11 protein-coding genes and 1 pseudogene are annotated in these 13969 nt (G+C 64.5%); 8 read left to right on the top strand and 4 right to left on the bottom strand.

Features of this window, described 5'->3' with window-relative positions:
• The first annotated feature begins 10 nt into the window (after window positions 1–10).
• From I1A62_RS09570 to I1A62_RS09535, 8 genes are all read left to right on the top strand, one after another.
• A complete protein-coding gene (locus I1A62_RS09570) occupies window positions 11–1279 on the top strand; it encodes a dihydrolipoamide acetyltransferase family protein (RefSeq protein WP_219458582.1) in 1269 nt (422 codons plus the stop codon).
• Between the two features lies 1 nt (window position 1280).
• Entirely contained in the window at window positions 1281–2672 is a 1392-nt protein-coding gene (lpdA, locus tag I1A62_RS09565) for a dihydrolipoyl dehydrogenase (protein WP_219458581.1), read from the top strand.
• Window positions 2669–4312: a class I adenylate-forming enzyme family protein gene (locus I1A62_RS09560; RefSeq protein WP_124396489.1), complete on the top strand. Its 1644-nt coding sequence runs from the start codon at window positions 2669–2671 to the stop codon at window positions 4310–4312. The genes lpdA and I1A62_RS09560 overlap by 4 nt, the downstream gene beginning before the upstream one ends.
• Window positions 4309–6255 carry an NAD(P)/FAD-dependent oxidoreductase gene (locus I1A62_RS09555; protein ID WP_257890764.1) on the top strand — a complete coding sequence of 649 codons (1947 nt, stop codon included), beginning with the start codon at window positions 4309–4311 and terminating at the stop codon, window positions 6253–6255. The genes I1A62_RS09560 and I1A62_RS09555 overlap by 4 nt, the downstream gene beginning before the upstream one ends.
• A complete protein-coding gene (locus tag I1A62_RS09550) occupies window positions 6252–7016 on the top strand; it encodes an SDR family NAD(P)-dependent oxidoreductase (RefSeq protein ID WP_124396490.1) in 765 nt (254 codons plus the stop codon). Before I1A62_RS09555 ends, I1A62_RS09550 begins: the two co-directional genes overlap by 4 nt.
• A 100-nt stretch (window positions 7017–7116) precedes the next feature.
• Window positions 7117–8292, top strand: a complete 1176-nt coding sequence (locus I1A62_RS09545) for a CaiB/BaiF CoA-transferase family protein (protein ID WP_124396491.1) — start codon at window positions 7117–7119, stop codon at window positions 8290–8292.
• Window positions 8289–9128, top strand: a complete 840-nt coding sequence (locus tag I1A62_RS09540; RefSeq protein ID WP_124396492.1) for an IclR family transcriptional regulator — start codon at window positions 8289–8291, stop codon at window positions 9126–9128. The genes I1A62_RS09545 and I1A62_RS09540 overlap by 4 nt, the downstream gene beginning before the upstream one ends.
• Window positions 9129–9131: 3 nt before the next feature.
• Window positions 9132–10124 carry an alpha/beta hydrolase gene (locus I1A62_RS09535; RefSeq protein ID WP_124396493.1) on the top strand — a complete coding sequence of 331 codons (993 nt, stop codon included), beginning with the start codon at window positions 9132–9134 and terminating at the stop codon, window positions 10122–10124.
• A gap of 26 nt (window positions 10125–10150) precedes the next feature.
• On the opposite strand, the pseudogene I1A62_RS09530 reads toward I1A62_RS09535, so the two are convergent.
• From I1A62_RS09530 to I1A62_RS09515, 4 genes and pseudogenes are all read right to left on the bottom strand, one after another.
• Window positions 10151–10231: pseudogene (locus tag I1A62_RS09530) on the bottom strand (organic hydroperoxide resistance protein); the annotation flags it as partial.
• 88 nt (window positions 10232–10319) lie between these two features.
• Window positions 10320–11936 carry a thiamine pyrophosphate-binding protein gene (locus I1A62_RS09525; protein WP_219458580.1) on the bottom strand — a complete coding sequence of 539 codons (1617 nt, stop codon included), beginning with the start codon at window positions 11934–11936 and terminating at the stop codon, window positions 10320–10322.
• Between the two features lie 138 nt (window positions 11937–12074).
• On the bottom strand, window positions 12075–12557 hold the full coding sequence (locus tag I1A62_RS09520) for a VOC family protein (RefSeq protein ID WP_219458579.1): 483 nt from the start codon (window positions 12555–12557) through the stop codon (window positions 12075–12077).
• Window positions 12558–12617: 60 nt separating this feature from the next.
• Complete coding sequence (locus I1A62_RS09515; RefSeq protein WP_219458578.1) at window positions 12618–13949, bottom strand: NAD(P)/FAD-dependent oxidoreductase; 1332 nt, start codon at window positions 13947–13949, stop codon at window positions 12618–12620.
• Between the last annotated feature and the right edge of the window lie 20 nt (window positions 13950–13969).

Here is a 13969-nt window from a genome sequence, read left to right as displayed (position 1 = left end):
GGATCGATACATGTCTTACACATTTCACTTGCCCGACATCGGCGAAGGCATCGCAGAGGCGGAAATAATCCGATGGCTCGTCGGCCCAGGAGACCAGGTCGTCGAGGACCAGCCCGTCGCCGAGATCGAAACCGATAAAGCGCTGGTAGAAATGCCCTCCCCGGCGACCGGTCAGGTCGCCGAGCTCTGTGCACCTGAGGGTGCCATGGTCCGGGTCGGAGAACGTCTCATCGTCATCGACGATGGCGCGGCCCCCACGCCGGCCGAGCCGGCGCAGTCGGTTGACGGCGAGGCAGGCGCGCCGCCGGCCGGCTCAGCCGATCACACTCCCCAGAGTGCACACGGATCCGGTGCGCAGAAGCGGCCACTGGCAACACCGGCGACCCGGCGGCTCGCCAGGGAGGTCGGCGTGACCCTCGAGGGCCTGGTGGGCACGGGGCCCGCGGGACGCATCAGTGACGACGACGTTCGCGCTGCCGTTCACGGAGCGCCGCAGGAGAATTCCAGCGCCGCTGCGGTGGCAGCCACCGAGCGCTCGCTTCCGGAGTCCGGATCCCACCAGCCGGCTCGTCTCACAGAAGACCAGCGAATACCGGTCCGGGGGTTGCGCCGGCGTACCGCGGAGGCGATGGTCCGTGCACTCCGCGACATTCCGCACACTGTCGCGATGCACCACGCGGACGTGGGGGATCTGCTCGCCCTGCGCAAGACGCTGCTGCCCGGAGCCGAGGCCAAGGGAATCGGCCTCACACTGACCCCGTTCCTGGTGAAGGCCACGGCGCTCGCGCTGGCCCAGTTCCCCATGGCCAACGCCAGTTTCGATGACGCAGCCCAGGAAATCATCGTGCGGGCACGGCGAAATGTCGGGTTTGCCGTCAATACCCCTGACGGCCTTGTTATTCCGGTGGTCAAGGATGCCGATCGGAAGCCGCTGTTGGCTGTCGCACGCGAGGTGGAGGCCCTCACCGCCGCGGCACGGACCCGAACGGTGGCGATCGAGCAGATGCAGGAGGGCACGTTCACCATCAGCAATCACGGGCCGCTCGGCGGGAACTTCGGTACGCCCATCATCCGCGCACCCGAGGGCGGCATCCTGGGCTTCGGGCGCGCTACGCCGCAGGCCGTCGTCCGCGACGGCGAAATTGTCGCACGTACGTTGCTGCCGATCTCGTACTCCGCCGACCACAGGCTGGTCGACGGCGACGTCGTGATCGGTTTCTGCCAGGCACTGATCACGCTGCTAGAGGCGCCGGTGCAGCTTCTCGTCGAGGAAGGATGACATGGTTGTAGGAGAGATGGCCGAGCCCATCGAGTTGCTGGTGGTGGGAGGCGGCCCCGGAGGGTACACGGCCGCCGCCCGGGCCGCGGAGCTGGGCAAAGAGGTTCTGCTCGTCGAGCGGAGCGATCTCGGTGGGGTGTGTCTGAATGTCGGATGCATCCCCTCGAAGGTCTTCACGACCGCCGCGCACGACCTTGCCCGTAGCGCGCGACTTCCCGTCCAGGGACCACAGCTACAGTCCAAAATCGACCTTTCCGGTCTGCAGGCCTGGCGAAAGCAGGTCGTCGACCGGCTGGTCGGGGGCGTCAGCGCCACCCTGGGCCGGGTGCGGGTGGTGTCGGGCACCGCGTTCTTTCTCGACGATCACCGGATCTCGGTCGAGAGCGGTGATCACGTCCAGCACTTTCGGTTCGAGCAGGCGATCCTGGCCACCGGCTCCCAACCTGTGGAGCTCGCGGCTCTGCCCGTCGACGGGATCCGGGTGTTCGACTCGACGGGAGTGCTCGCCTTCGACGAGGTGCCGCCCTCGCTCGTGGTTGTGGGAGGTGGCTATGTCGGGATGGAACTGGGAATGGCGTTCGCCCATTTCGGCACTCGCGTCACCGTTGTCGAGGCCACCGACCGGTTGCTTGCGGGATTCGACCCCGACCTGGTGCAGGTGGTCACCGAGCGCGCGGGCGAGCTGGGGATCGACATCCGCCTCGGCACGACCGCCGTCGGAGTCCAGGCCGACAGCTTGCTGGTCCGCACAGACGGCACCGACGACCAGGTGCCCGCGCATGCGATCCTGGTCGCCGTGGGCCGCGGCCCGGTCACCGACGACCTGCAGCTCGACAGGCTGGGACTCGCAGTGACTGCGACCGGACACATCCCCGTGGACGGGCAGGGCAGGACTGCGCTGCCCCACGTATACGCCATCGGGGACATCACCGAAGGACCCGCGCTCGCCCACAAGGCGATGGCTGAGGCAGTCGTGGCCGCCGAGGCGATCTCCGGGCTGCCGAGCGCCTTCGACACGCAGGTGCCGCTCATCGCGTTCACCGACCCTGAAATCGCTGCCGTGGGGCTGACGGCGGAGCAGGCCGAGGAGCAAGGGTACGAGGTAGTAGTGGGCCGTAGCTCGTTCGCCACCTCCGGCCGGGCTGTGGTGCTCGGCGAAGCCGACGGGTTGGTGAAGATCGTCGTCGACGCGGAGACGGACGTGGTGCTCGGGGTACACATGGTCGGCCCCAGCGCGTGTGATCTCATCGCTCAGGCCGCAGTCGCAGTCGAGACCGGCTGCCGCGCCGAAGATTTGGTGGCAACGATCCACCCACATCCGTCTCTGGTGGAGACGGTGCATGCGGCCGCAGTGGCCGCGCGCCGTCGCGCTGCACGCAGGAGGAAACGATGACGGCCGCCGACACGCCGCTGCCCGCGTCGATCTCCGAGATCATTCAGTACACCTCACGACGACGCCGCTCCCAGCCCGCCGTCATCGACGAACAAGGAGAGCTCAGCCACGGTCAGCTCGCGGAGTCCGTGGCGGCGACTGCGGCTGGGCTGCGCGCGATCGGAGTCGGCCCGGGAACCCGGGTCGGTCTGTTGTGCACGAACCGCAGAGAGTGGCTCGTCGCCACCTATGCCGCGATAACGGTCGGAGCGACCGTGGCCGCCTTCGCGACGTGGTCGCGGCGGTGGGATCTCGATCATCTACTCACCCACTCGCGCTGCGAGGTGCTCATCACAGTAGATGGATTCGGTCCGACCGACCTGATGCCCACGATCCGCGAACTCGTCCCCGAAGCGTGGAGTGCCGCCGGGCCAGGTTGGCGTTCCGTGGCCTACCCCGCACTGCGTGGTGTGGTGATCATCGGAAACCGGGTCCCAGCGGGGGCGTACGCGTTCCGAGACCTCGGCGAACATCGTCGCGGCAGCGCCGCTTCCCACATCGAGACCGACACCGAAGGCACCGCTCTGGTCCTCTACACATCGGGTTCGACATCGAGGCCGAAAGCTGTCCGGCTCGGACAACACGATGCCATCGACCACGCTCGCGAGGTCGCCGAGCGGATGGGGATCACACCGGAGGATCGAATCGTGGTGCCCGTCCCGCTCTTCTGGAGCTACGGCGGGGCCAACGCACTGATGGTCGCCCTCGTCACCGGTTGCACGATCGTCCTCCAGGAGACCTTCGATGCAGGCGGAGTCCTCGAGCAGATCGAGCGGCACCAGTGCACTGCCATCTACACGTTGCCCTCGATCACCCGTAGCCTGCTGGCGAACCCGGGGTTCTCCCGTGCCCGCACCGCGAGTCTGCGACGAGGGATGACGATCGGCCCGGACACCGATGTCCGTGCCGCCGCAGAAGAACTCGGTGTGACCGACATCTGCAACGCATACGGGTCGACGGAAATGTACGGCGGCGCCACGGTCACCCCGCATGACTGGCCACTCGAGATGAAGTGCTCGACCCAGGGGCCACCGCTGGCTGGAAACCTGGTGTCGATTATCGACCCGGAGACCGGCGCCGAACTGCCCGCAGGGAAGGTCGGCGAGATCACAGTGTCCGGCTTCGTCTCATCCGGCTATCTCGACCAGCCGGATGAGACCGCCGCCGCGTTCACCGAAGTCGGCGCGTTCCGCACCGGTGACCTCGGGCAACTCGACGACGAAGGCAGGCTGCACTTCGCCGGCCGTGCCTCTGAGATGATCCGGACCGGTGGCATCAACGTCTCCCCACTCGAGGTGGAGGACTTCTTGCTCACTCACGACGAGGTCTTGGAAGCAGCGGTCGTGGGGGTCGACGACAGCGACAAGGATCAGGTCCCCATCGGGTTCGTCCGCGTCGACGGCTCCGCCATCGCAGACGAGGCCGCGCTGGTCGACTACTGCCGCCATCACATCGCCTCCTACAAAGTTCCCGTCCGAATCGTGATGAAACATAACGAGTTACCTCGAACCTTGACGGGGAAGCTCATTCGAAACGCTTTGCTGGACGAAGCCAAGGAAGTGTGGGCGTCGTCCGATAACACGAAGGAGTACACAGAGTGACGAACACCGATGTCGAGGCGGAGACCTCGCGGCTGGACGAACGAAAGATTCGCGAGGCTGTCGCGGTGGCCAACGTGCCGACCTTGCTGATGGTGTTGTTCCAGATGACAGGGGAGCAGCGTTGGTTGGCCGAGCCCTACCTGCCGACCCCTGTCCGGGGCCTCAGCGACAACGACACAGCCGGGCTTGAAGAGTCGCTCCAGGACGAGATTCGACACGCCGCGGCAGAGGCGATCCTGAATTGGGGCAGGAGCGGCACCATCGCGGTTGCGCACCTGTCACCCGACCAGCTGATCGAGATGTTGCGCGTCTCGGTCGGGGAGCACGTGCCCGACCAGTACGCCGACATGGCCACCCACGAATTGCAGGTCGGCGCGGGCGAGACGAGCGCGGCTCCCCCGATGGTCCCGCCGCCGGGCTTCGACACCGTCGTCATCGGCGCCGGCGCGTCGGGCCTCTGTGCCGCATACCGGCTGGGCGAGATGGGCATTTCCTACACCGTGCTCGAGCGGAACGACGAAGTCGGCGGAACATGGCTGGAGAACCGCTACCCGGGATGCGGTGTCGACACACCGAGTCACCTGTACTCGTTCTCGTTCGCCCGGCACGACTGGTCCCGCTGGTTCGCCTCGCGGGACGAGTTGCACGGCTACTTCCAACAGATTGCCGACCGGTTCGGAATTCGCCCGAACATCAGGTTCGGCATCGAGGTCGAGGGCGCCACCTGGGATGACGACACCCGGCGGTGGACACTGGATCTGATCGACCAGGACGGTCACCGATCGACCACCACTGCCGCGATCGTGATCAGCGCAGTCGGCGCCTTCAACAAGCCGAAGATCCCCACGATCCCGGGCACCGATTCGTTCACCGGGCCCGTGGTCCACACAGCACGGTGGCCCGAGGACCTGGACATCGCAGGCCGGCGAGTAGGAGTGATCGGCAATGGAGCGAGCGCGATGCAGCTGGTTCCCGCGATCGCCGATGCCGCCGAGTCGGTCACGGTATTCCAGCGGTCGCCACAGTGGGCCGCCCCGTTCGAAAAATTCAAGGTCGATGTTCCAGAGCCGATCCGCTACCTCATGGCTGAGGTCCCGCTGTACCGGTCGTGGTATCGGCTCCGGCTGACCTGGATCTTCAACGACCGTGGCCACGACGGATTGCAGAGAGATGTTCAATGGCCGCACCAGCATCGCTCGATCAATGCGATGAACGACGGCCACCGGCGTTTCCTCACCCGGTATCTGGTCAAGGAGCTCGACGGGAACTTGGAGATGCTCGGCGATGTGTTGCCGAGCTATCCGCCGTTCGGAAAGCGAATGCTGCTCGATAATCGCTGGTTCGCCACCCTGACCCGCGACGACGTCCACTTACAGACGACACCGATCGCCGAGATCGAGGATCAGTGCGTCCGCACCACGGACGGTCTCACCCATCCAGTCGACGTTCTGGTGTTCGCAACAGGCTTCGACGTCGTCAGATTCCTCGCTCCCATGCGGATCACGGGCCGCAGCGGCCGCACACTCGAGGCGGCCTGGGACGGTGACGACGCTCGTGCCTACCTCGGCGTAACGGTTCCGGACTTCCCTAACTTCTTCACCCTGTACGGTCCCAACACTCAATTCGGCCACGGCGGAAGCCTCATCTCCATGATGGAGCTCCAGATGAATTACATCGCCGATCTGATGAACCAGATGATCACCAAGGACCTGGACTCGGTGGAGTGCAGCCAGGACGTCTATGACGACTACAACCGCAAAGTGGACGACGCACACTCTCGGATGGTGTGGTCCCACCCGGGGATGGACGTCTACTACCGCAACTCCAAGGGCCGGGTCGTGGTCAACAACCCGTTCAAGGTGGTCGATTTCTGGGACATGATCCGTCGAGCCGATCTGGGCGACTTCCGGACCACCGAACGTACTTCAGGAGATTTGGGATGAAGATTGCAGGTTGCTCGGCGGTGATCAGCGGCGGTGCGTCGGGTCTGGGTGCGGCTGCCGCTCGCCGGTTGGCCCGGGCGGGCGCGAGCGTAGTGCTACTCGACCTTCCCCGGGCGGACGAGGCAGGCACTGCGCTTGCCGCAGAGTTGGGTGGCGGCGCCGTTTTCGTACCCGGTGATGTGACAAATTGGGACGACGTCAGCGTTGCCATGCGGACGGCACGGGAACTTGCTCCGCTGCGGATCGCGTTGGCCGCCGCGGGAATTGCGACCAGCGGGAGTCTTGTGGGCCCGCGCAGTGACAGAGGAGAGCTGTTCGCGCGGACGGTGGCGGTGAATCTCGGCGGAACCTATGCCCTCCTCGCGCAAGCTGCTTCCACAATGAGTGAGCATGCGCAGTCCGACGGCGACCGCGGGGTGGTGGTCTGCACCGCTTCGATCGCCGCGTACGAGGGGCAGGTTGGGCAAGTGGCCTACGCGGCCTCCAAGAGCGGAGTCGCAGGAATGACGCTCCCGGCCGCGAGGGAGCTCGCCCGACACCAGATCCGCGTCGTCACCGTTGCCCCCGGTTTGTTCGAAACTCCGATGTTCGCAGGTGTCGCGGATGAGGTGCGCGTCTCGGTGGGAGCGCAGGTTCCACACCCGAGCCGGCTCGGCAATCCCGATGAATATGCAAGCCTGGTGCAGCACGTGATCGAGAATCCGATGCTCAACGGCGAGGTGATCCGACTCGACGGCGCGATCAGAATGGGTCCACGTTGAGCATGCTTCGAGATCGACCCAAAGATCGACACTTTCGAGAAATCGAAATCAAATCCGTTATTATGTAGTCAATGAATTATTGAGTGTTGGGAGTTCAAGTATGGGTCCGCTGGCGGGGATCAGTGTGGTCGAGTTTGCGGGCATCGGACCGACGCCCTTCGTAGCTCTGTTGCTCAGTGACCTGGGAGCTGATGTGATCACCATCGACCGGGTACCTTCCGCCGATGGCGGTACACCAGACGACTTGGTCCGAATGACCACCGGGGGGCTCGGCCGCGGGCGCCGATCGGTGGCCGTCGATCTCAAGTCCCCCGGTGGGATCGAGACGGTGCTCGAACTGCTGAAGAACGCGGACGGACTGATCGAGGGGTACCGGCCTGGAGTGATGGAGCGCCTGGGCTTGGGTCCGGAGGTGTGTCTGGCTCAGAATCCGCGCCTGGTCTTCGGGAGAATGACTGGATGGGGCCAGGACGGCGACCTGGCCCAGCGTGCCGGTCACGACCTGAACTACATTGCGGTCGCCGGCGTGCTCCACCACATCGGCGGCCGTGATCAGGCGCCCACGGTGCCGTTGAACCTCATCGGCGACTTCGGCGGTGGAGGCCTGCTCCTCGCGTTCGGTATGGTCGCAGCGATGCTCGAAGCGAGGAACTCGGGGCGGGGCCAGGTGGTGGATGCGTCGATGGCCGAGGGCTCGGCGCTGCTGATGACAATGATGTACGAGCTGTCCGGGCGTGGCATGTGGGACCACGACAGGGAGTCGAACATGAACGACGGTGGTGCCCACTTCTACAGCGTGTACGCCACCTCCGACGACAAGTATGTGGCGGTGGCCGCCATGGAACCGAAGTTCTACGCAAACCTGCTCTCGGCGCTCGGGCTCGATGGCCGCGATCTGCCCGATCAATGGGATCGCAGTCAGTGGCCGGCGCTACGCGAAGTGTTCGCAGAGGTCTTCCGAACTCGGACCCGCGACGCATGGACGGCGCTGCTGGAAGACACCGACTCGTGTGTCACTCCGGTCCTGTCCATGCTGGAAGCCCCCAGTCATCGCCACAACGTGTCGCGGAATGCGTTCATCACGGTGGACGACATCACCCAGCCGGCCCCGGCTCCCCGATTCAGTCGCACGCCTACACAGGTGCGGCGCGGCGTGGCGGAACCGGGGCAGCACTCGGTGGAGGTGCTCCGCGAAGCGGGTATCGATGAGGCAAGGATCGACGAGCTGCTCGCTTCCGGCTCGATCGCGTCAACGAATCAGGAGGTCACGGCATGAACCCGGATCGATTCTTGAGGACGTTCGATGTCCTCGACGCACTCGCCGATGCACCTGACGGGTTGCGGCTCACCGAGATCAGCCAGGCGGTCGGTGCACCGGTCAGCAGCACCCACAACCTGCTGCAGACGATGCTCGCCGCCGAAATTGTCGCGGCCACAGACGATCTCCACTACACGGTCGGACCGCGAGCTGTTCGAATCGGCATCAAGATCATGAATTCGCTCGAAGTGCGCACCCTCGGGCGGCGGCATCTCGAACGTCTGGCCAAAACGTTGGGCAACGACGTGTACCTGGCGGTACGGGTCGGCGACCGGATCGTGTACGTGGATCGATTTCGCGGGACGCAGCCCGTGTCGGTCAACATCAGGATCGGCGATTCCCTGGCCCTACATGCGACCGCGGTCGGAAAACTGTATGCCGCATTTGAGGACGACTTGCGCGCACGGGTGCTTGCGCGTCCGCAACGTCGGTTGACGTCCACGACGATCACCGAACCGGAATTGCTGGAAGCCGAGTTCGATCGGATCCGGCAGAGTGGTCTGTCCGTCAGCCGAGAGGAGGGCTATCCGGGAATCTTTGGAATCGCTGTTCCGGTTCGCGACGCCGCGGGGACGATGGTGGCTGCGATCCACGTTTCTGCGCTCAGTGCAGGCCTCGACACCGCCCGGGAAGACGAGCTGATCGAGCAGAGCCAGCGGACCGCGGCGGACATCCAAGACGATCTCGGCGTCAACGACCTCACCAAGCTGGTTGCGCCTGGCACCGCGGCCCGCGGTAGCGGGGCGGCCGGCGCGACTGCCACGAAGTCTGCTGCACGAGCGGCGCGGCGCTGAAACATGAGGGCACTCAGCGACACCGACATCCCGGAGGCACACCGGATAGACCCGCAGATGCGTCGACAGCTGGCGACGCTGCGTGATTCTCTCGGACCACGCGGTTTCCTCAGCGTCGCCGACCTGAAAGAAAGGCGTCGACTGTACGACCGGCTGGGCATGAGCGTCACAGCCCCTGGCGAGCAGCCTGCAGTCGTCCGGAGCGACGTCGTTCTGGAGGCCGGTTCAACGGTTCGGGCGCGGATCTATCAACCTGCCGAAGACCGCTGCGACGGCGGACTGCTCTACATCCATGGCGGAGGAATGGTCATGGGCAGCATCGAGGCCGAGGACGCATATGCGGCGCAACTCGCCGCGGGCACTGGGGCCACCACGGTCTCCATCGACTACCGGTTGGCCCCCGAGCACCCCTACCCGGCTGCAATCGACGATTGCACGGCAGCACTGACCTGGATGATGAATTCGGGCCACACACTGGGGATCGACCCTGCCAGAGTTGCCGTCTACGGCGTCAGCGGCGGCGGAGGGCTTGCAGCGGCGCTCGCCGTGCGTTGGCGCCACCGCAGAGACCCGCGCATCGCACTCCTCGCACTGGCGGCGCCCATGCTCGACGACCGCACCGGTGAGCAAGGCGCTCAGCCGGCACTCGGCGTCTGGGACAGCGAACACAACATCGAAGCGTGGTGTCACATCCTCGGTGACAGGGCAGGAGGGACCGACGTCCCCGCCGACGCCGCCGCGGGCCGCGCGACGGATCTGACAGGCATGCCGCCGACTTTCCTCGACGTCGGCTCGCTCGATCTCTTCCTCCCCGAAAACCTGCGATTCGCGCAGGCATTGGGAACAGCAGGGGTATCCCTCGAGCTGCACGTCCACCCCGGCGCGTACCACGGATTCGACCAGCTGGCTCCCGGGGCGGAGCGCACCCGTCAGGCATGGGCGCAACGCATCGAGGCGCTGCGCTGCGCCCTTCGGGGCGATCCGGCCTCGCCCTGACATCGCCCCGGTCCGCATCAGACCCTCGCGACCTCGAGGGTGACGGCGAGGCCGAATCCGCCGCCGTCCGTGGCGCCGATGCCGACGCGGGCGCCGACGGCCGAGTCTCAGAACACCAGCAGCACACCAGCAGCACGGGGTACTTCGGGCAGGTCATTCCCAATGTGTCGAGCATCGACCGGCTCATGACTCCGATCACTCGATGGGCACGTCGTCGGGGTCGAGCTCGACCTCGATCAGGAGCGGTCGTGTGCGATTGACGATAGCTTTCTCCACCGTTGTAAGATCGCCCGGAACTCGCATTGTGACTCCCTCGCCCCCGAGGGTAATTGCAAGCGCCGAAAGATCCGGCCACCGGAACAGCGTCCGGGCAGGATCCATGTTCCGGTTACGAAACTGAATGTGCTCGGCACCATACGACGAGTCGTTCAGGACCATGACAATCAAGTCGATCCCGTTTTGCACGGCGCTGACGAACTCAGTGATTCCACCGAGCATGAAGCCGCCGTCTCCGCAGACCAGGAATACGGGCCTGCCGTGCGCGGCGAGCGCGGCTCCGATCGCGTTCCCCATGCCGAGGCCGATCGCGCCGAAGTTGCAGGTATGCACCAGTGAATGGGGGTCAGGAACGTGGAGCAGCTTATAGCCTGCAAACATGAAGCGACCGGCATCGACTACGACCACTCGGTCCTCGGGTATCAATCGGTCGATTGCTCGCACGGTCTCACGGAATGGGATACTGCCCACGAGAGAAGTGGAAGCCGGTGGGATCTCGTAGTCCTCGAGATCAGCAGACTTCTCGATCCAGTCTTCCCGAAACCGGCGGGCAGGGACCTCTGCCTCGTCGAGATACTCGATGATCGCGTCCGCGATCGTCGCAGCGTCGCCCAGTACGGCAGCATCGACATCGATGTGTCGCCTGATCGCCTGTGGATCGGTATCGCACTGCACGACTCGCTTGCCGTTCAGGAGGGCCCCTGAATCCGTGGTCCAGGAATTCAGGCTCGCACCGAACGCGATGACGCAATCGCTCTTGCCGATCTGGTCCAGAGCGGCGGAGGTGGAGAGTGTGCCGAATACTCCCAGCGCCCCTGGGTCCGCCGAGAACAGGGACTTTCCTCGCAAGGTGGTTGCGACCGGCGCGCCGAGACGCTCGGCAAGCCGGCAGATGGCTGCCCGAGCGCTCGGCGTCGCCGCCCCGCGGCCGGCCAGGACGATCGGTCGCTCGGCGGCAGCAACAATGCCGACTGCGTGGTCCATCGCGTCAGGGTCCAGTGTGGTGTTCCGGTCCGCAGGCGGCAGAGGGTCATGTTGGTACTCAACCTCTTTCCACATGTAGTCCACCGGCACGTTGAGTACGATCGGTCTGCGTTCTGCGGTCGCCCGCCACAAGGCCTCGCGCAAATCCTGAACAGCGGTCTCGGGGCGCCGTACCTGTTCGAAACCGGCGCCTGTCGGAAGAACCAGTTCTCTTTGTTCGATGTCCTGCAAGGTGTTTCGGTCACCCTCGGCGGTGTCGCCGCAGATCAACACTATCGGCATCCGGCTCCGCACGCTGTCGATCACAGGCGGAAGTGCGTTGGCCAATCCTGGACCGTGGGTGACGGTCGCCACGCCGACCTCTCCTGAAACGCTGGCGTAGCCATTGGCCATCAACACGGCGCCGGCCTCGTGCGCCGATGCGATGTATGTGGCTCCAGGGATCGAGGAGTAGTGGTTCGCCAGGTAGAGGTTGCCGTCGCCCATCAGGCCGAACAACGTCGTGACCCCATGGTCGATCAGCCCTTGGGCGAGAGCTTTGTGGACCTGCATCGGTTGACCCTTTCGTTCAGAACGTCTCGAGATCACGTTTTGCCGATCAGTCGGCGGATTCCCACGGTGCCGCCTGCGTGAGACGCGACTCTCGACACGATCGGATTGGACGACGGACCGTCGGCTACGGCGAGTTGTTCATTGCAAGGGGTAATTGAACATCCGCGCGCCTTCTGACGCCCGTTCTTGCGAGATGGTGTCGGCAAGCACTTTGTATTCGGGAATTCGGCCACGGTCCACTGTCGACCGGTCACGACAAACCAATTCGATGAGGTTGTCCGCCGGATCTCGCACATACATCTGGACCCCGCCATCCGGAAGCTCATATATGGTGCTGAGAATTCCTTTCTCTTTGATCCCCAGGTTCGTCGCGTGGTCGTACAGACCCATGAAATCGATTGTCTCCAGCGCAAAATGATGAATATGACTTACGTCCGTCGTCGGCCCGTATTCGTATACATGAAGGGTCCTGTCACCGACCGAGAACCACGCGGTCGGAACTGCGAAGGTGGGGGACGGGACCTGCTCGAGACGCAGAAAGTCTGTGTAGAAGCGCACCGACTCACCCAGTGCACGAGCTGGCACGCTCACGTGATTGACGGTTAGGACGGGGTGGCTCATCTCGATCCTTCGTTTCTCGTTGACACCGGGAGGAATTCGTATCGGTTGAGGCACAACCGATCAGACAGGTTGCGGGTTCGGAGCCGATGCAGCGACCTTCTCCTTCGCCTTCGCGAGGTCTTCACGAACGGCGAGACCGTACTCACGTGGGTCCAACTCGAGTCCGTACCGACGCCCCGACGGGTACAGCCGGGCCATCTGCTCGTGTTCTTCAGCGATCGCCGATCGCATCGCGGCCTCGTCGGGAAGGTCGACGTCTCCGGAGATGACCGCGGCGAGCCAACGGCTCTGGATGTCGATCATCCGGATATTGGCGCCGCCGCTGACGTCGAACAGTCCAACGAAATAGAGGCCAGGCCATTTTGGAGATACGGCCCTTCGGTACAGGTCGATGCGTCCACCGTTGATCGGCGACAGTTCGCTACCGAGGAACGGGATGTCGAACTGGTAACCGGTAGCGGCGATCACTGCGTCGAAATCCTCTTCCGTTCCGTCGTCGAATCGAACGGTAGTGCCTTCGGCGCTGCGTGTTCCGGGCCGGACGGCGATTCGGTTCCACGCGATATGGGACATCACGGTGGGGTGACTGGCCGGGTGCGTCCGCGTTTTCGGTGTCGTGAAGCCCCATTGCTCCATCCGCCCGTGCGCGACCAGCGTGACCAGTTCTCGGACCCGGCGCGCCAGTGGCCAAGGTAGCCAGGGGCGCTCCACCTTCGCCAGAAAACGTGACAACGGAGCACCGAACATCATTCGAGGCATGATCAGAACGGGAGAGCGGGCGGCCAGCACCGTCCGATCCGTCACAATGCAGACATCCGCTGCGATGTCCAGGCCGCTGTTTCCGGTCCCGACTACGAGAACCTTCTTTCCGGCGAACCGATCCGGGACCCGGTAGTCACGTGAATGCATGTATTCACCTGTGAAGTCGGCTGCGAATGGCGGGTGGCTCGGGATCGACTGGTGTCCGTTCGCTACCACCACATTGTCGAATTCGGGTTCCGTGCCATCGTTCAACTTCAACTTCCAGCGCGGAGCGCCCGGCGCTTCCGCTACGGGCTCGACGCTGTCGACCGCAGTGTTGACAACGATGTGCTGACGCAACCCGAAGTGGTCGGCGTAGGCGTTGAAGTAGGCCCTCATCTCATAGTGAGTGGGGAAGAGGGATGCCTCCGCGGGGATCGGAAAGTCGCGGTAACCGGTGTCCCTCGCTTCGGAATTGATCCGCAGCGACTGATATGCCGCGCCGATCCCGTTGTCGTTTTCGTATACCCACAGCCCACCGACCTCGGACCCCTTCTCGTAGACGGTGACGTCGAAGCCCCGTCCGATGAGGTGTTTGGCTGCACTCAGCCCGGCGGGCCCTGCGCCGATCACGGCAATTCGCTGGACCATCAAGATTTCCTACTTTCGAA

It is taken from the genome of Rhodococcus sp. USK10 (genome assembly GCF_019378875.1).
GTDB lineage: Bacteria > Actinomycetota > Actinomycetes > Mycobacteriales > Mycobacteriaceae > Rhodococcus_F > Rhodococcus_F pseudokoreensis.
This window is presented reverse-complemented; position numbering and strand designations above follow the sequence as displayed.